Annotated in this window: 15 protein-coding genes; 10 read left to right on the top strand and 5 right to left on the bottom strand. The window is 47.5% G+C overall.

The window, feature by feature from the left end:
- Nucleotides 1–54: 54 nt before the first annotated feature.
- Nucleotides 55–1,530, bottom strand: a complete 1,476-nt coding sequence (locus FIV04_RS18210; RefSeq protein ID WP_152470015.1) for a Na+/H+ antiporter NhaC family protein — start codon at nt 1,528–1,530, stop codon at nt 55–57.
- A 17-nt stretch (nt 1,531–1,547) separates the two neighbouring features.
- Nucleotides 1,548–2,891 (bottom strand): glutamine synthetase family protein, encoded by a 1,344-nt coding sequence (locus tag FIV04_RS18205; RefSeq protein ID WP_152470014.1) that lies wholly within the window; start codon nt 2,889–2,891, stop codon nt 1,548–1,550.
- Nucleotides 2,892–3,234: 343 nt separating this feature from the next.
- Between FIV04_RS18205 and FIV04_RS18195 the strand changes: the two genes are divergently transcribed.
- The 9 genes from FIV04_RS18195 (at nt 3,235) to FIV04_RS18155 (ending at nt 13,154) form a co-directional block, all read left to right on the top strand.
- On the top strand, nt 3,235–3,981 hold the full coding sequence (locus FIV04_RS18195; protein ID WP_032553786.1) for a gamma-glutamyl-gamma-aminobutyrate hydrolase family protein: 747 nt from the start codon (nt 3,235–3,237) through the stop codon (nt 3,979–3,981).
- A gap of 16 nt (nt 3,982–3,997) precedes the next feature.
- Nucleotides 3,998–4,555 (top strand): HTH-type transcriptional regulator PuuR, encoded by a 558-nt coding sequence (gene puuR / locus FIV04_RS18190; protein WP_032553788.1) that lies wholly within the window; start codon nt 3,998–4,000, stop codon nt 4,553–4,555.
- Between the two features lie 36 nt (nt 4,556–4,591).
- The gene (locus FIV04_RS18185) at nt 4,592–6,076 is read left to right on the top strand and encodes an aldehyde dehydrogenase (RefSeq protein ID WP_152470012.1); all 1,485 of its coding nucleotides are present in this window, start codon (nt 4,592–4,594) and stop codon (nt 6,074–6,076) included.
- A gap of 31 nt (nt 6,077–6,107) precedes the next feature.
- Nucleotides 6,108–7,385: an FAD-binding oxidoreductase gene (locus FIV04_RS18180; protein ID WP_032553791.1), complete on the top strand. Its 1,278-nt coding sequence runs from the start codon at nt 6,108–6,110 to the stop codon at nt 7,383–7,385.
- 25 nt (nt 7,386–7,410) lie between these two features.
- On the top strand, nt 7,411–8,277 hold the full coding sequence (aguB, locus tag FIV04_RS18175; RefSeq protein WP_150896913.1) for an N-carbamoylputrescine amidase: 867 nt from the start codon (nt 7,411–7,413) through the stop codon (nt 8,275–8,277).
- Between the two features lie 9 nt (nt 8,278–8,286).
- Nucleotides 8,287–9,369, top strand: a complete 1,083-nt coding sequence (gene aguA, locus FIV04_RS18170) for an agmatine deiminase (RefSeq protein WP_152470011.1) — start codon at nt 8,287–8,289, stop codon at nt 9,367–9,369.
- Between the two features lie 87 nt (nt 9,370–9,456).
- On the top strand, nt 9,457–10,884 hold the full coding sequence (locus FIV04_RS18165) for an NAD-dependent succinate-semialdehyde dehydrogenase (protein ID WP_032553797.1): 1,428 nt from the start codon (nt 9,457–9,459) through the stop codon (nt 10,882–10,884).
- Nucleotides 10,885–10,899: 15 nt separating this feature from the next.
- Nucleotides 10,900–12,171, top strand: coding sequence for a 4-aminobutyrate--2-oxoglutarate transaminase (gene gabT / locus FIV04_RS18160; RefSeq protein WP_150869815.1), 1,272 nt, complete (start codon nt 10,900–10,902; stop codon nt 12,169–12,171).
- A gap of 326 nt (nt 12,172–12,497) precedes the next feature.
- Nucleotides 12,498–13,154: a Qnr family pentapeptide repeat protein gene (locus FIV04_RS18155; protein WP_152470009.1), complete on the top strand. Its 657-nt coding sequence runs from the start codon at nt 12,498–12,500 to the stop codon at nt 13,152–13,154.
- Nucleotides 13,155–13,212: 58 nt separating this feature from the next.
- Here the strand turns inward: FIV04_RS18155 and FIV04_RS18150 are convergent, their stop codons facing one another.
- The 3 genes from FIV04_RS18150 to FIV04_RS18140 all read right to left on the bottom strand — a co-directional run bounded on the left by FIV04_RS18150 (nt 13,213) and on the right by FIV04_RS18140 (nt 16,055).
- Nucleotides 13,213–13,620 (bottom strand): hypothetical protein, encoded by a 408-nt coding sequence (locus FIV04_RS18150; protein ID WP_152470008.1) that lies wholly within the window; start codon nt 13,618–13,620, stop codon nt 13,213–13,215.
- Nucleotides 13,621–13,778: 158 nt separating this feature from the next.
- Nucleotides 13,779–15,197 (bottom strand): amidohydrolase family protein, encoded by a 1,419-nt coding sequence (locus tag FIV04_RS18145; protein WP_150869817.1) that lies wholly within the window; start codon nt 15,195–15,197, stop codon nt 13,779–13,781.
- Nucleotides 15,198–15,326: 129 nt separating this feature from the next.
- Nucleotides 15,327–16,055: a UTRA domain-containing protein gene (locus FIV04_RS18140; protein WP_032553802.1), complete on the bottom strand. Its 729-nt coding sequence runs from the start codon at nt 16,053–16,055 to the stop codon at nt 15,327–15,329.
- Between the two features lie 211 nt (nt 16,056–16,266).
- Here FIV04_RS18140 and FIV04_RS18135 point away from each other — a divergent pair, with 211 nt between their 5' ends.
- Complete coding sequence (locus FIV04_RS18135) at nt 16,267–17,349, top strand: ABC transporter substrate-binding protein (protein WP_152470007.1); 1,083 nt, start codon at nt 16,267–16,269, stop codon at nt 17,347–17,349.
- The last annotated feature ends 23 nt before the right edge of the window (nt 17,350–17,372 follow it).

Here is a 17,372-nt window from a genome sequence, read left to right as displayed (position 1 = left end):
AAAATCCGAGTGTCGTTAAACACTCGGATTTTTTAATTAAGCTTGTTTTGCTTGTTAGCCAATCACTAAGAAGAAGATAGCGGTAGCGATGATACCTATCAGTGCGTACGGGAACTGAGTCGTAGCGTGCTGCATTGATGTACAACCTGAGCCTTGTGCTGACAGAACCGTTGAATCGCTGAAGAAACAAGAGTGGCTGCCCGCCGCTGATGCTGATAGTAGCGCCGCTACAGTAAGGTGCAGTGGTACGCCAAGTTGCTCACCAAGTGGCAATACGATTGGCATTGCAACTGCGAATGTACCCCATGAAGATGCCGTTGCGAATACCAGCGCGCCAGTGATCATAAAGATGATCGCAGGGAAGTAAGATGCTGATAGGTAAGGGCTCACCGTTTCGATTACATACTGAGTTACACCCAGAGAGTCGTTAACCGATTTCAGCATAAAGCCGCCGATTACCGTTGCTAGTGGCAACAACATCACCTTGATACCGTCGTAGACCGCTTCGAACATGTCGTTCATCGAGATCAGACGCTGCACACCGTAGAAACAGATAGTGAAGATGATTGCGACAAACACACCGGCTAGTAGATCGATACCGAAGTACCAGCTCGCTGCAACTAATACTACCATTGGCAGTAGGAAGTTGATTAGGCCCATGGTTGGGTTAGTGTGTGCTGAGATGTCTGCGCCAAAGTCGATATCTGTTGCGCCATCTGGGCGAACTTGACCATTCTTCGCGCGCTCTTCAGCGACCTTCATTGCGCCTAGGTCAGGCAGTTTTTCCATTGCAACGAGAAGTACGATTGCTAATGTTACCCAGCCGTAAGCCATGTAAGGAATCGCTTCGATGTATGCTTTGATGCCTTGGCCAGCTTCAGCAACGCCATTCGCTTCAAGCAGTGAGCTAAAGAAGATTGCCCAAGTTGAAATCGGAACCAGAATACAGATAGGTGCCGCGGTCGAATCCACTAGGTAAGAGAGTTTCTCACGCGAAATGTTGTAGCCATCCGTGATCTTCTTCATTGAAGAGGAGATAGCAATCGCGTTTAGATAATCATCAATGAAGATCAGAATACCGAGGAAGAAGGTCATCAGCATAGATTGCTTGCGGCTTTTCACCTTGGTCACCAGCATATCAGAGAAGCTTAAGATACTGCCGCCTTTCTCCAGAATCGCAATTAAGCCACCCATCAGACCACAAACAAGCACGATCCATGCAATGGTCTCGTTCATCATCACATCCATAGAGATGCCAACGATCTGCTCCACTGCTTCAGCTGGGTTTAGTAGCAACACACCTGCAATCGTGCCGCTAAATAGCGCTTCTACGGTGCGGTGTGTTGTCAGTGCGAACACCAACACCAGAGCCGTCGGAAGCAAACTCATCCACCCGTATGCTTCTCCTTCTTGGTGGTTCAATCCGATTGAAGTGAAGAACACAAACGTCGCCACCACCAATAGGGATACCATGATGTGTTGAGTGTTGATCTTCAGCGGCGCGTCCAACGCCTTGGTTTGCGTAGTCATACGTATATTTCCTTTATTTATGCTGAGTGCAACATCCATTCGATTTCTAATGGGGTGATTTCGCGTTCAAAGTCGGTGAGTTCACTCCGTTTGCAAGCTAAATATAAATCGATAAAGTCTCTAGAGATGTACGGAGCCAGCTCACTGCGTTCTAGCTGGTCGAGTGCCTCTGACATACGCAGCGGTAGGTCAATTGCATCATCACTGAGGGCTTTAGGACATTGGTCTTTGGTATAGTTTTCACTCGCTAATACCGCGGAAAGTACTACTGCAGCGAGAATATAAGGGTTAACGTCAGCTCCTGCTATACGATGTTCTATTCGGCGATTCTTACTATCGCTGATGGGCACACGCATCGCAACACCACGGTGGTTTTCTCCCCAATCGGCTTTCGTAGGTACGTAAGCGCCAGGGACAAAACGGCGGTAAGAGTTTACGTTAGGACAAATCAATGCCATGGAATCGGATGTCTGAGCCAACATCGCGGCCATGGTTTGATAAAAGAGGTCACTGGCTTCGCCATCGGTTTGGCTAAAGTGATTGTTACTGAGTGCATCCACCAAGCTAAGGTGAATGTGCATGCCATTACCGGCTTGGTCGCCAAATGGCTTAGCCATAAACGTGGCATCAAAACCGTGCTGGTGGGCAATCTGGCGGATAAGGCGCTTAGCGATGATCACTTCATCACACGCTTTGAGCACGTCTTTTGAGTGGTTAAAGTTAATCTCAAACTGCCCCGGTGCGGATTCAGAGAGTGCACCAGAGGTATTTAACCCTTGTTCTTGGGCGACCTTGTTAAGGTCGGAGAGAAAATCTGCGTAGTCATCAAGGCCGTCTAGGTCATACACCTCGGTATCTTTCTCACGTGACTTTTTGGTTGGGTTAATAGCGGTTTGCAGAGCGCCCATCTCGCCGCGTTTTTTGTCGATGAGGTAGAACTCAAGTTCTAAGGCAACGCATGGGTACTGATCTTTAGCATGCAGTTTATCGAGCATGCCTTCGACGATATTACGAATGAATAGCGGGCTTGGTTGCTCTGCTGTCTCATCCATCATACTTAATAGCACCTGACCAACTGACTCTTTTGCTGTTGGCATCAGTGTGTCAGCAACAGGGAAACAGATGTTATCCGGCTCGCCTAGGTCTTCACCTAACCCTGCGCTCTCTACCACATTGCCTTTAGTATCGAGAGTAATAGTAGACAGCGGTAGTGCCACCCCTTTCGTTAGCTTCTCTAGCGCATTGACTGGGATTCTTTTGCCTCTTGGCGTGGCATTGATATCGGTGAAAATGAGATCAACAAACTCGATGTTGGGCCATTTTTGTCGAAAATTTTTAACTTCCTGTAGATACGATTCCATTGAGTTCTCCAACTAGCCTCTGTACAGCAAACCTAAAGTAACAAAAAATAAACAACTGAGTTGTATTGATAAGACTAAAGTCTAAAGATTTTGTTTTATTTGCTTAAAATACAATGGTTTATTTTGATTTTCTTTCAAGTTGTAAATTTCATGAAAGATGTTTTTGTTAACTATTTTGTAACAGCTGATCGGTTTTTGCTCAATATAATGAGCAAAATTAGCCGTTTTTTTGACCAAAAAAGAGGTGTTGGTCACGATTTGGTCAGAATATCGAACATCGGTGTTGATAATTTTGTACATGGTTTGTAGTGTGAGTGTTAAATAAATCGAGCACGGAAGTAACATGTCTACACAAAGCAAACCCATTATTGGAATTGTTAGCTGCGCGAAAGAGTTGGGTGGCTATCAAATACAAGCCGTTAATGACTTCTATCTAGCGGCAGTAAAAGACTTCGGCGGGTTGCCGCTGATGTTAGCGCCAGATATGTCGAGTGAAGATATCGAACGAATCCTTGAGATGTGTGATGGCTTTTTGTTTCCGGGTAGTCACTCGAATGTTGCGCCGCACCACTACAACGCGACGCATCAAGAGGCAAAGAAAGATGAAGCGCGCGACGAGCTCTCTTTTTCATTACTGCGTAAAGCGATTGATAAAGACATTCCATGTCTAGGGATCTGCCGTGGCTTTCAAGAGATGAATGTGGCGTTGGGTGGTTCGTTAAATCCGGCGGTTCACGATTCCGGCTTTAATGACCATCGAGAGATCCAAGTCGATGACTTTGAAGAGAAATACGCACCATCACATGCGGTACTGGTGCAAAAGCAGAGCCTTTTTGAAAAATGGCTGACAGAGAATCACTGGGAAACCACGGTCTTTTTTGAAGTGAACACCCTTCATAATCAAGGTGTTGACCAACTGGCTCCGCAACTGCAAGTAGAAGCGAAAGCCCCCGATGGTTTGGTGGAAGCATTCAGCCTTCCAGGACAAAAATTCTTTGTTGGCGTGCAGTGGCACCCAGAATGGAAAGCGAAAACCAATCATTTCTCACAAATTTTGTTCAAAGAATTTATGATGGCTGCCTCTCTATAAATTAGGAGCCAGATAAATGGACAATCAAGAGATTGGTAAAAATATTGTTCAGTTACGAAAAGAACATGGATTGTCACAACGAGAATTAGCCGAGCGAGCTGGCATTACACATAGTGCTATCTCCTCTATTGAGAACGCTAAGGTCAGCCCTTCAGTGAGCTCGTTGCAAAAAATAGTGAACGTTTTTTCTTTGTCGCTATCGGAGTTTTTCACCTTTGAAAAGCCAGCCAGTGATGAAGTAAAGGTTGTCGTTACCCCTGATGAGTTGGTGGAGATGGGCAGTGAGTCCGTTTCAATGAAGCTAGTCACCAACGGCAGTAAAGAGCAAGTCATCGGGTTTTTAATCGAAGAGTATGCCCCACATGGTACGACCGGTGCGGCAGAAATTAAGCATGAAGGCGAAGAGATCGGGACCATTCTTGAGGGTGAAATCACGCTTGAGTATAAAGACCAATCTTACGTCCTTAAACAAGGCGAGTCGTACGTCATTGATACAACTCAGCCGCATAAGTTTACAAATCACACAGACAAGGCTTGTCGAATGATAAGCGCGCATACGCCAACCACATTCTAAGTGGGCCTTGCCTTGTTGTGATAACAAGGAGAGCGTATGAAAACCCAGGAACAATGGATTGAATTACAAAACAGTCTAAACATCGAAAATCGAGCATTTATTAACGGCGAGTATACTCTTGCCATCAGCGGCCAAATGCTTGATGTCATCAACCCAGCAACGGACGAAACGCTTACAGAGATCGCTCGTTGCCAAGAAGAAGATGTTGATCTTGCGGTAACATGCGCTCGTCAAGCCTTTCAAGCAGGTGAATGGAGCAACAGCGCCCCATCTCATCGTAAAGCTGTCCTATGCTTATTCGCTGATCTCATCGATGAACACCGTGAAGAGTTAGCGTTACTGGAAACGCTCGATACCGGTAAACCTATTAACCACAGTGTCTCTACCGATATCCCCGGTGCAGCAGGCTCTTTGCGCTGGTACGCTGAAGCGATTGATAAAGTCTACGGTGAAGTCGCACCAACCGAAAAAGATGTTCACGCCTACATCTCTCATCAACCTATTGGTGTTGTCGCCGCTGTGGTTCCATGGAACTTCCCTCTATGGCTAGCCTGTTGGAAGCTCGGCCCTGCGCTCGCGGCTGGCAACAGTGTCATTCTAAAACCGTCAGAAAAATCTTCACTTACTGCGATCTTCCTTGGCAAGCTTGCTAATCAAGCGGGTCTTCCTCGTGGCGTATTCCAAGTCATCACTGGTTTTGGTCATGAAGCTGGGGATGCGCTAGCTAAACACCATGATGTTGATTGCATCGCGTTTACCGGTTCAACCCGAATCGCTGGTCAGTTAATGGTTCGTTCTGGTGAGACCAACCTAAAACGCGTCTTTGCAGAAGCGGGCGGTAAGAATGCCAATATTGTTTTTGAAGACTGTGACGACCTGGACCGCGCAGCCGCTGAAACGGCAGGTGGTTGCTTTTATAACCAAGGTGAAGTGTGTGTTGCAGCAACTCGATTGCTGGTTCATGAAAGCATTAAAGATCAGTTTGTTGAGAAGGTGATTGAAGCGTCTAAAGCCTTCACGCCAAAAGACCCAATGGACACCACTTGTTCTATGGGAGCGCTTATCGATCAAGGACATAAAGCCAAAGTGCTGGAGTACATCCACCTTGGTCAAACTGAGGGTGCAACGCTGCGCTGCGGTGGTGATGTCGATGGCAAAGGCGCGTTCGTTGAGCCAACCATTCTCGACAATGTAGACAATAAGATGCGTGTTGCGCAGGAAGAGATTTTTGGTCCTGTGTTGTGCGTGATTCCTTTCAAAGATGAGCAAGAGGCGATCGCCATTGCTAACGATTCTAAATATGGCCTAGGTGCCGCTCTTTGGAGCAGCAATATTAATCGTGTTCACCGTGTGGCTAAGCAGCTTCAAGCGGGTTCCGTCTGGGTCAATAACTACAACGAAGGTGACATGACTGTCCCATTTGGTGGATTCAAAATGAGTGGTAACGGCCGTGATAAGTCATTGCATGCCATCGAAAAATTCACAGAAACCAAAACGACTTGGATTCGCCTACACCCTTAAGCCTGCTGACGAATAACAAAGGAATAAAGCAATGAATAAGCATACGGACTCGTTTTACGCGCACTCAGTACCAAATATGCCAGATTTCCCACAACTTCAAGACAACATCGAGTGTGATGTGTGTGTGGTTGGTGCCGGTTTCTCTGGTTTATCTTCAGCACTGCATCTGGCAGAGAAAGGCTTCAAAGTGGTGGTGCTAGAAAGTGCGAAAGTCGGTTTTGGCGCAACCGGTCGCAACGGCGGTCAGATCGTTAACAGCTACAGCCGAGATGTTGACGTGATTGAAAGCCGTTACGACCAACCCCAAGCTAAAGCTCTGTGTGACATGATATTTGAAGGCGGCGACATCATTCGTGGCCTTATCGATAAGTACGATATCGAATGTGATCATAAGCGCGGTGGCCTATTTACAGCACTAAACAAAAAGCAGCTCGCTGGCCTAGAGCATCATAAGAAAAACTGGGAGCGCTACGGTAACGACCAACTGACTCTACTTGATGCCAATGAGGTAGAAGCGGCAGTCGGTACTCAGGTTTACACTGGCGGTCTGCTCGATATGCGTGGTGGTCACATCCATCCGCTAAAACTGGCTCTCGGTGAAGCAGCAGCGTTTGTCTCTTTGGGTGGTCAAATATTCGAACAGTCTGCAGTAACATCACTAGAGAAAGGCGTAAACCCTGTCGCTAGAACGGCTCAGGGCAGCGTGAAGTGCAAATACCTAGTGTTGGCAGGTAACGCGTATCTTGGTGGTCTTGCACCGAATATCAGCAACAAAGCGATTCCGTGTGGTACCCAAGTGGTGGCGACAGAGCCGCTGACTGATGAGCAACTTAAGCAGGTACTGCCAAGTGACTACTGTGTTGAAGACTGTAATTACCTACTGGACTACTTCCGTCTAAGTGCTGATAAACGCCTGCTGTTTGGTGGTGGCGTGGTGTACGGTGCTCGTGACCCAGAGAATATCGAAGCCTTGATTCGTCCTAAGCTAGAGAAAGTTTTCCCTCAATTGAAAGGGATTAAGATCGATTACACTTGGACGGGCAACTTCCTGCTAACTTACTCGCGTATGCCTCAGTTCGGCGCATTTGACGACAACATCTACTACCTACAAGGTTACAGCGGCCATGGTGTCACTTGTACTCACCTTGCAGGCAAACTATTGGCGGAAGCATTAACCGGACACGCTGAGCGATTTGATGCTTTTGCAGCATTGAAGCACTATGCCTTCCCGGGCGGTCGCCACTTCCAAATCCCATTCACCGCAGTGGGTGCAGCGTATTACAACCTAAGAGACAAACTGGCTATCTAATCCAGACACAGATAAGGAACATCGAATGAGTAGAGTAGTGAAATTTGCAGCCTTACAACTGACTAAGAGCTGGGATCTGGAAGATAACCTGAACAAAGCCAAGCAGGCGATTCGTGAAGCAGCGAGCAACGGTGCCAACGTCATTCTGCCACAAGAGCTGTTTGCAGCGCCTTACTTCTGCAAGAAACAGGAAGCGAAGTACTTCGAGTTGGCAGAAGAGACAGAAAATTGCTTGCTGATTAAAGAGATGAGCGCTCTCGCTAAAGAGTTGGGTGTCGTGATCCCGGTGAGCTACTTTGAAAAAGCGGGTAACACCTTCTTTAACTCGTTAGTGATGATCGATGCAGATGGCACGGTGCTCGACAATTACCGCAAGTCACACATTCCAGATGGACCGGGTTACAGTGAAAAGTACTACTTCAGCCCGGGTGACACTGGCTTCAAGGTTTGGAAGACTAAGTTTGGCACTTTCGGCGCCGGCATCTGTTGGGATCAATGGTTCCCAGAACTGGCTCGTAGCTTAGCCTTGCATGGCGCAGAAGCGATCTTCTACCCAACCGCGATCGGTAGCGAGCCACAAGACCCAACCCTAGATTCACGTGACCATTGGCAACGCACGATGCAAGGCCATTCAGCGGCCAACTTGGTACCGGTAATCGCGTCAAACCGCGTGGGTACTGAACTGGATGATGGTATTGAAACGACTTTCTACGGCTCGTCTTTCATCACCGACCATACCGGTGGCAAGCTTGCCGAAGCGCCACGTGAAGGTGAAGCGATCATCTATGCAGAAGTCGATTTGGCCGCAACGGCGCAGGCTCGTCATTCATGGGGGTTATTCCGTGACCGTCGACCAGATCTATACGGCAGTGTAGGCAAACTGGCGGTATAAGGGGGCACTATGCAGCTATCAACCACGCCTCGACAAGATGGCTTCTACTTTCCGGCTGAGTTTCAACCGGTGAGTGAAGTGTGGCTTGCTTGGCCAGAGCGAAAAGACAATTGGCGTGAACAAGCGCAGCCTGCACAACAGACCTTTGCTCGCATTGCCAACGCGATTTCGGAAGTGACCAAGGTGTGCGTGGCAGTTAGCTGTAAGCAGTTTGATAGAGCTCGCGCTTTGCTTCATTCCGATATTCGACTGGTCGAGATCCCATACAACGATGCTTGGATGCGCGATATAGGTCCAACGGTGGTGGTGAATGAGCAAGGCGACCGCCGTGGCATCAGCTGGCAGTTCAATGCGTGGGGCGGGGATTACAACGGCCTGTATGACAACTGGCAGCAAGACGATTTAGTGGCGAGTTCGGTGTGTGACATCATCGGCCTTGACCACTATCGAGCTCCGTTTGTTCTAGAGGGCGGCGCCATTCATACCGATGGTGAAGGCACCCTGTACACCACGCAAGAGTGTCTACTCAGCCCGGGGCGCAACCCTGAGATGAGTCAGCAACAGATAGAAGCGAGTCTTAAAGAGTATCTTGGCATCGATAAAGTTATCTGGTTGCCAAAGGGGCTGTTTAACGACGAGACCGACGGTCACGTCGATAATCTGATGCACGTTATTGCGCCGGGTAAGGTGGTGCTGAGCTGGACTGACGATCCAAGTGACCCACAGTTCGAGCTATCACGCCAAGCAGAATATGCACTTAAGTCGCAGACCGATGCTCAAGGTAGAAGTATCGAAGTGATCCGCTTGCCGTTGCCGGGGCCTTTGCACTACAGCGAGGCTGAAGCCAACGGTGTCGATAAGAGTGAAGGCATGGTGCGCGATGCGGGAGAACGCCTAAGTGCCTCTTATGCAAACTTTCTTATCGTAAATGAGTATGTCTTTTTACCTCTGCTCGATGATACAACCGACTCGCAAGCGATAGAGATACTGCAACAGGCAATGCCTGAGCATCAGGTGATTGGGATCCCATCACGTGAAGTATTATTGGGTGGTGGCAACATTCACTGCATTACCCAGCAGATCCCCGCTTAGCCATCATCAATTAAAATTACTAATAGCCGCGGATGACTGAATCAGTCAACAAAGAGCGGCATTGTTTAGCTGTCAAAAGGAATCACCATGCAACAAATTAACAACCAAACCTTGCTGTCGTTTATGGTGTCGGACCAAGAGCAGGGCATTGCTGTCACTAACCCTGCTACTGGTGAAGTGTTGGGTTATGCCCCAGTCTCTTCAGAGCAAGCCATTTTAGATGGTGTTGAACGCGCAAGTGTCGCGCAAAAAGAGTGGGCGGCAATGCCTGCAAAAGCACGCGCAGCTCTATTGAACAAGTGGTATCAACTGCTGCTTGAAAACAAAGAAGACCTTGGCCGTTTAATGACGCTAGAGCAAGGTAAGCCTCTAGCCGAAGCGCAGGGTGAAGTGCTTTATGGCGCGAGCTTTATAGAGTGGTTTGCTGAAGAAGCCAAGCGTACTTACGGCGAAACGATCCCTGCCCCAAGTGGTGATAAGCGTCTTGTGACGATTAAGCAGCCAATTGGCGTCGCATGTGCGATCACGCCATGGAACTTCCCAATTGCAATGATCACTCGTAAAGCAGGGCCAGCACTGGCTGCGGGCTGCAGCTTCATCGTGAAGCCATCGGATTCGACCCCGCTGTCTGCATTCGCTGTCGCTGAACTTGCGTACCAAGCGGGCATTCCGCGCGATGTATTGCAGGTGACTCTGGGAGAAAGCTCTCGCCAGATCGGTGCGATTTTTACGTCACATCCACTGATTCGTAAGTTCTCGTTCACGGGCTCAACTCAAGTGGGTAGTGTTCTGATGCAGCAGAGTGCGCATGACATCAAACGCACCTCAATGGAACTGGGCGGCAACGCGCCATTTATCGTGTTTGATGACGCAGATATCGACGCAGCCGTAGCGGGTGCGATGGCATCTAAGTTCCGTAATGCAGGTCAAACGTGTGTGTGTGCGAACCGATTCTATGTTCACAGCAAAGTCTACGATGAGTTCGTGACTAAATTTGATGCAGCGGTTCAGCAGCTCAAGGTCGGCAATGGCTTAGACGAAGGCGTGAATATTGGACCTGTTATCAGCGAGTCAGCGAAAGCGGGCATCCAAGCTCTGATTGATGGTGCAATCGAGCAAGGTGCACAGCCAGTTTCGGAAGTGCCGAATCTTGATGGTTTGTTTATGCAGCCGGTCGTACTCAAGAACGTAACTCACGACATGCACATTGTTTCGCAGGAGATCTTTGGCCCTGTCGCACCTGTGATTGCATTCGATAACGATGAGCAATTGATCGAGATGGCTAACGACACCATCTACGGCCTCGCATCGTACTTCTACAGCCAAAACATCCATCGCGTCTGGAAGATTGCTGAAGCGCTCGAGTACGGCATGGTCGGCATTAATGAAGGCATGATTTCTACCGAAGTAGCTCCGTTCGGTGGGGTAAAACAGTCTGGTATCGGACGTGAAGGGGCAAAACAAGGTATCGATGAATACATGGACATCAAATATCTCTGCTTTGGCGGCAACTAATTTAAGGACAAAACAATGACTAACCAACAACTACACCAAAGAAGAAGCCAAGTAATCGCTCAAGGTATGGGCGCACTTTATCCACTTTACGTTGAGAAAGCAGAGAACGCCCATGTATGGGACGTAGATGGCAACAAATATATCGATTTTGCTGCAGGCATTGCGGTAACCAATACCGGTCACTCAAACAAACGCATCAGTGAAGCGGTGAAAGCGCAGCTGGATAACTTCTCTCATACTTGTGCGATGGTGACACCTTACGCTTCGTTCGTTGAACTGGCGGAAAAACTGACTGAACTTGCACCGGGCGATAGCGAAAAGAAAGCAATTTTCCTAACCACGGGTGCAGAGGCTGTAGAAAACGCAGTGAAAGTGGCACGTGCTCATACTGGTCGTAGTGGCGTTATCGCATTCAAAGGTGGCTTCCACGGTCGTACTAACATGACAATGGGTCTGACAGGTAAAGTTGCACCGTACAAAGCGGGCTTTGGTCCTTTCCCGAATGAGATCTTCCATGCACCATACCCAAATGCCTTCCATGGCGTGAGCACCGAGCAGAGCCTGCAAGCGCTTGAAGACCTGTTTGCATGTGATATCGAGCCATCACGCGTAGCGGCTATCATCTTTGAACCTGTGCAAGGCGAAGGGGGTTTCTACAAAGCGCCAGCTGAATTTGCACAAGGGCTACGTGAAGTGTGTGATAAGCACGGCATCATGCTCATTGCCGATGAAATCCAAACTGGCTTTGCGCGTACCGGTAAAATGTTTGCTACGGAATACCTAGGCATTGAACCAGACATGATGACTATGGCGAAAGGCATCGCAGGCGGTTTCCCTATCTCTGCTGTGGTAGGCAAAGCGGATGTGATGGATTCGGCACTGCCGGGTGGCCTTGGTGGTACATACGCAGGTTCACCTCTGGGTTGTGTTGCGGGTCTTGAGGTTCTAAAAATTATTGAAGAAGAGCAGTTGTGTGCGAAAGCGATGGGTATTGGTGAGGTAGTTAATGCTCGTATGACTAAGCTTCAAGAGTCTGTACCTGCAATTGGTGAAATCCGTACTACGGGTGCGATGATGGCAATTGAGTTTGCTTGTCCTGAAACGGGCAAACCTCTGCAAGATCTTACTAAAGCCGTTATCAGCAAAGCACAAGAGAATGGCTTAATTCTGTTGTCTTGTGGCGTGAAGGCGAACGTAATCCGCTTATTGCCACCATTGACGATCGAGTCAGAAGTTCTTAGCGAGGGTTTGGATAAGCTCGAGAAGATCATTCTTGAAGTCGCGTAACGCAACTTATTCATTTTAATTAAGAAAGAGCACCATTGAGTGCTCTTTTTTTGTGCGGATTTACAATGTAAATATGACTTTTCACGAGTTTACTCATGTCTGAGAGCTTTTGAGTCTCTTTACTCTCTGAGCGTCTCTCAGTTTGTTTAAACTTTTTTCTGCAAAGGTGCGTAGGAAAATCAAAAAATCACCCTGTTAAAAGGGCCTCTAGGTGCCTTAAATTGGCGATTTTGGGGTGTTTTAAATGATTGTTTTTAAAGGTTTTTAAAATCGTGACTTGGTCTCGTCCTAATGTTACGTTTCGGGGACGCCAATAAGGAGCGGCCATGAAAACCAAAAACCACACTTATCATCAGCACGATTTCTCTCATCAAGACCTTAGTTATTTGGCTTTTGAGTCCTGCACTTTTTTGGAGTGTAACTTTCATAGCGCTCAGCTAAAAGAAACCACGTTTAAACATTGCAAGTTTATTGAGACTTCCGATATGGAAGGGTGTCAGTTTAATTTTGCTGATCTGAGAGATGCGAGCTTTCAAGACTGTAAGCTCGCGATGGCCAACTTCAGCAATGCTAACTGCTTTGGTATTGAATTCAGGAGCTGCGATCTAAAAGGCGCGAATTTCTATCGAGCAAATTTTTCCAACTATATAAAGCAAAAAGTCTTCTTCTGCTCGGCTTATATCACAGGCTGTAATTTGTCTTATACGAACCTAGAGAGCGCCAATTTAGAAAAATGTGAGCTGTTTGAAAACCGCTGGATAGGCGCACATTTGGTGGGAGCGTCGATGAAGGATTCGGACTTGAGCCGCGGTGTTTTTTCAGAAGATGCTTGGACTCAATTTAGTTTCCAAGGCGCAAACCTATGTCATGCTGAGCTAGAGGGGCTTAACCCGAAAAGGGTGGATATGACAGGTGTTCAAATCTCAGAATGGCAACAAGATCAATTGCTTGAAGCTATGGGTATTGTGGTGATGCCGGACTAAACGTGCTGTGGCTAGTCTCAAATGAGCGACTTAAGCGCTCATTTGAGTTAGAAGCCTGCTAGTTAGAAACATTGTTGTGATAATCAGGCTCAGACAGATTATCAGCAAAGCCTATCTCACCGATGATATACAGAGCACTGCCAATCGCATCGAGAGTTTCATTGGAGTTTCTCTCAGGCACGTTAACTACAGTGATGTTGTCGAAATCATTAGAGGTCGAGTTGGTGTCAAAAGAAGCGTAGTCGTTACACACTATGCTTTGGCAATCATGATGCTGCTCTGGTGCAGTGGGTAAGTTTTGAGTCGATAGGTTCTGAATTGGTAGGTTTTGAATCGAAGTGATATCAAATACCCCCGGATTTTCTGCACTTGAGCTATCTGCACTTGAACTCTCTGTGCTTGAAGTTCCTGCACTCAGGGCGTACCCAGAAAATACCAGCAACAACGGTGCAATCACTTTGATCATAAAACCTTACTCCATTCATCAGTCACGCCAATGATAACCAAAGCTAGTTTGAATTGCACAGTGTTTTTTATAAATCGTGTTTTTAATGATTTAACGAGAATAGCCCGGTTCGATTGACCGGGCTAGTTTCCGTAACTTTTTGATTGTTATGAAAGATATTACAGCGTGTTCTTGAAGATTTTGCCGTCTTTCATGATTAGGTCCATTTCACTCAGGTGAGAACCGTCAGGTTTGGCATCGTTAGTTAACCAAGTCTCACGACCACCGATGAGAGTGATGTCTTCCAGTGGGTTACCATCGATGAGCAGGATATCCGCGTAGGCGCCCACTTCAATAACACCAATTTTTCCGTCAGAGTATGGGTTGATCCAGTCTTCCATGAGTTCTGCAGAAATACGGCCACCAGTCGAGGTGAGTGCTCGTAGTGCTGAGAAGTTACCAAAGAACTTAGCGTTTAAGTAAATCTCATGAGCGATCTGCTTGGCACACATATCCGCGTAGCCGACACAATCTGTGTTGAATGCGCGATAGTCTGGGTCAAGCTTTTGCACATTCTCGATATAGTCACCAAAGGCAGCTTGTGCAGATGCTAACTTCTTCTGGATGCTTGGGTCTTGCACCACGGGTACCTTAGCCAATTCTGGGGAAAACGCGGTTAAGTTAGTGACCAAGAATGCGCCGTTTTCTTTAAATTTCTTATCGTGACTTTCGTTAAACATGAAGCCGTGCTCGATGGATTTAACTCCGGTATCAAGGGCTTGGTGCAAAGCCTTATCTGAATAGGCGTGAGTCGAGACATAAGAACCGTAAGACTCCGCAATATCTACCGCTGCTTTCAGCTCTTCATCAAGCAGGGATTGGTACTGCCACGGGTCGAATTTTGATGAAACACCACCAGACTGGAACACTTTAGTGAACTGACCACCCTGACGGTAGTTGTGACGCGCTTGTTCGTGGATCTCTGCAACACCTGCTGGTGTCGACATAATGCCTAAAATTTCTAGGTTTTGTGGTGAGTCATCTAGGCGGCGCGATTGTAGGCCAACGTCTGAGTGACCACCAATTGGTGCAATAGGTGCGCCTGAAACGTAAGTACGAGGGAAGTCGATGTCACCTTTCTTCTCCAGCTCTGTCCATACGCCGTCAGCACCACCAACATCACGAATCGTACCAAAGCCAAGATCGAGGTACATTTCACCAAACCCTTGAGCGTGCACGGCAATCTCAGACCAACGCATATCATTAGTGCCGAGTAGCCCTTTTGGTAGGTTGAGGTGCATGTGCGCTTCTACCATAGCTGGCATTAGCGTTCGGCCTTCACCATCGATAACCTTGGCTTGCTCGGGAAGCTCGGCGTCACCTTTAGTGATCGCGGTGATTTTATTGCCAGTAACAACCACAGTGTGATTGTTGTAAAGCTTATTCTCAGTTCCGTTGAAAACATTAACGTTCTTAAATACAACAACTTGTGGTGCTTCTACTGCAGTTGGCGCTGGAGTTTCTGTTGGCAATGCCGCAGCGGTTACCGAAGCGGTTGTCATAATCAAAGATGCGGCAATCAGTGTTTTCTTGAACATAGTAGACTCTCTTAATTTGCTGGTGATGTTCTGAAGTACGAGTGAATCATACGCAGCAATCTAAGAGAGAAATGGCCATTTGATGACACGCGCTTATATAGCTATTCGTGTCGTGATCTGTTTTTTTTGCTAGCCACGGCTATCAATATGAATCATCACTGAATCCGGTCGCCAGTACTCGAATTCGCAATCCATCAGCTCACCATCTTGCTTGTAGTTCACACGGCAAATCTTCAGCACTGGTTGACCTTCTGATAGGTTGAGTGCCTTGGCGACGTGCGCGGGCGCAGAGGTGGGTATCACATCAAATCGAGAACGCTGAGTTTCGTAACCGTAGTTCTTCTTGTAGATATCGGTGAGTGACATCTTGAGATCGTGCGAGAGGATCTCAGGAAACAAACTTGCTTTAAGTACGTTCTCCACAAACAGCACCACTCTCCCGTCGATGTAGCGCAGTCGTTCAATGACATGAACTGGTGTGATGCTTTCAACTTTCAGTGCCTTGGCATATTCACCTGCGGCCATTTCTGAGCGGGTATTGATAAGACGAGTCTCTGCAATTCGATTCTGATCGCGAATCATTTGATGAAAGTGAGAGCGAGATAGGGGGTTGTATCGGATGCGCTCAGGAGAGACAAACCAACCGCGTCGATCCTCGCGATAGATTAGCCCTTCAGTCTCAAGAGAGATAAGCGCATCTTTGAGCGTGATGCGAGTGGTAGCAAAGAGCTCACTGAGTTCTCTTTCTGAAGGAATCTTTTGCCCTTCTTTATAGATTCCAGACTGGATCTGTTCGCGGATACTGTTTTTGATTTTTCCTAATTGTGTCTCTGAATGGCTGTTGCCCGGCATTCTCATTGTTGATCTAGTCCATGATTCGTTGTTGTTACCAGTATAAGTCGGCTGTTTAACAGTAATGTGACAACAGGTTCTGGTTAAAAGTCGGGCTGTTGAAACAGTTCTGCCATATAAATGCATTTGAACTGTCAAATAAGTTGCCATAAACCGTAACAATCCGCCTCTAGCATACAAAGTGAACTTACTGACCTAGTCCAGAAGGATAGAGACAATGAAAACTTTGCTTTGCCGTTCAACGCTATCACCATCAAAACTGATTGGCGCAACCTTGATGACAGCGACCATTTCAATGCCAGCGATGGCGAATGACGCAGACTTAGACGCACTAGTAAAAGCCGCTCAAAAAGAGGGCGCGGTTTACAGTGTGGGTATGCCGGATAGTTGGGCGAACTGGAAAGACACTTGGGCGGACCTAAAGGAAAACTACGGCCTAAAGCACCAAGACACTGATATGAGCTCAGCGCAAGAAATCTCAAAATTTGAGGCTGAGAAGCGCAATGCAACCGCTGATATTGGCGATGTGGGCTTTGCTTTTGCTCGCGTTGCAGTGAAGAAAGACGTGACTCAACCCTACAAACCATCAACTTGGGATGACATTCCTGAGTGGGCGAAAGACAAAGATGGCCACTGGGCTCTGGCTTACACGGGCACTATCTCATTCATCTCAAACAACAATCTAGTCAAAGACGCGCCTAAGACATGGAGTGACCTACTTGAGGGTGACTACAAGGTGACGGTCGGTGATGTAGGCGTTGCGGCACAAGCAAATAACGCAGTACTAGCAGCCGCGTTTGCTAACGGTGGTGATGAAACAAACCTAAAGCCTGCGATTAAGTTCTTTGGTGAGCTAGCAAAACAAGGTCGTCTGTCTTACACCGATCCAAATATGGCGAACCTAGAAAAAGGTGAAGTTGAAGTGGCGATCATGTGGGACTTCAACGCACTGAACTACCGCGACAAGATTGACCGTGAGCGTTTCAGTGTCAACATCCCTCAAGATGGCTCTGTTATCTCGGGTTACACCACCATCATCAACAAGTATGCGAAGAACCCTAACGCGGCGAAGCTTGCTCGTGAATACATCTTCAGCGACCAAGGCCAAATCAATCTAGCTGAGGGCTACGCGCGTCCAATTCGTACCAACATCACTCTGCCTCAATCAGTACAAGACAAGCTTATTGCGAATGAAGAGTATGGCAATGTTCACCCAGTGACTGACTTCTCGGCATGGGAAAAATCAGCACGTCGCCTGCCACGCCAATGGCAAGAAAGCGTTCTGATTCACCAGCAGTAATCCCCATTTGAGTAAGAGAATAA

Source organism: Vibrio sp. THAF190c, from assembly GCF_009363355.1.
In the GTDB taxonomy this organism is placed as follows: domain Bacteria; phylum Pseudomonadota; class Gammaproteobacteria; order Enterobacterales; family Vibrionaceae; genus Vibrio; species Vibrio fortis_A.
The sequence above is the reverse complement of the archived record's forward strand: the minus strand, read 5'-3'. Positions and strand labels throughout refer to the sequence as shown.

Coding starts and splice junctions, on each gene's coding strand:
- FIV04_RS18140 (WP_032553802.1), bottom strand. CDS start 16,055: ATGAGAATGCCGGGCAACAGCCATTCAGAGACACAATTAGGAAAAATC.
- gabT (WP_150869815.1), top strand. CDS start 10,900: ATGACTAACCAACAACTACACCAAAGAAGAAGCCAAGTAATCGCTCAA.
- puuR (WP_032553788.1), top strand. CDS start 3,998: ATGGACAATCAAGAGATTGGTAAAAATATTGTTCAGTTACGAAAAGAA.
- FIV04_RS18150 (WP_152470008.1), bottom strand. CDS start 13,620: ATGATCAAAGTGATTGCACCGTTGTTGCTGGTATTTTCTGGGTACGCC.
- FIV04_RS18165 (WP_032553797.1), top strand. CDS start 9,457: ATGCAACAAATTAACAACCAAACCTTGCTGTCGTTTATGGTGTCGGAC.
- FIV04_RS18135 (WP_152470007.1), top strand. CDS start 16,267: ATGAAAACTTTGCTTTGCCGTTCAACGCTATCACCATCAAAACTGATT.
- FIV04_RS18155 (WP_152470009.1), top strand. CDS start 12,498: ATGAAAACCAAAAACCACACTTATCATCAGCACGATTTCTCTCATCAA.
- FIV04_RS18185 (WP_152470012.1), top strand. CDS start 4,592: ATGAAAACCCAGGAACAATGGATTGAATTACAAAACAGTCTAAACATC.
- FIV04_RS18180 (WP_032553791.1), top strand. CDS start 6,108: ATGAATAAGCATACGGACTCGTTTTACGCGCACTCAGTACCAAATATG.
- FIV04_RS18195 (WP_032553786.1), top strand. CDS start 3,235: ATGTCTACACAAAGCAAACCCATTATTGGAATTGTTAGCTGCGCGAAA.
- FIV04_RS18145 (WP_150869817.1), bottom strand. CDS start 15,197: ATGTTCAAGAAAACACTGATTGCCGCATCTTTGATTATGACAACCGCT.
- FIV04_RS18210 (WP_152470015.1), bottom strand. CDS start 1,530: ATGACTACGCAAACCAAGGCGTTGGACGCGCCGCTGAAGATCAACACT.
- aguB (WP_150896913.1), top strand. CDS start 7,411: ATGAGTAGAGTAGTGAAATTTGCAGCCTTACAACTGACTAAGAGCTGG.
- FIV04_RS18205 (WP_152470014.1), bottom strand. CDS start 2,891: ATGGAATCGTATCTACAGGAAGTTAAAAATTTTCGACAAAAATGGCCC.
- aguA (WP_152470011.1), top strand. CDS start 8,287: ATGCAGCTATCAACCACGCCTCGACAAGATGGCTTCTACTTTCCGGCT.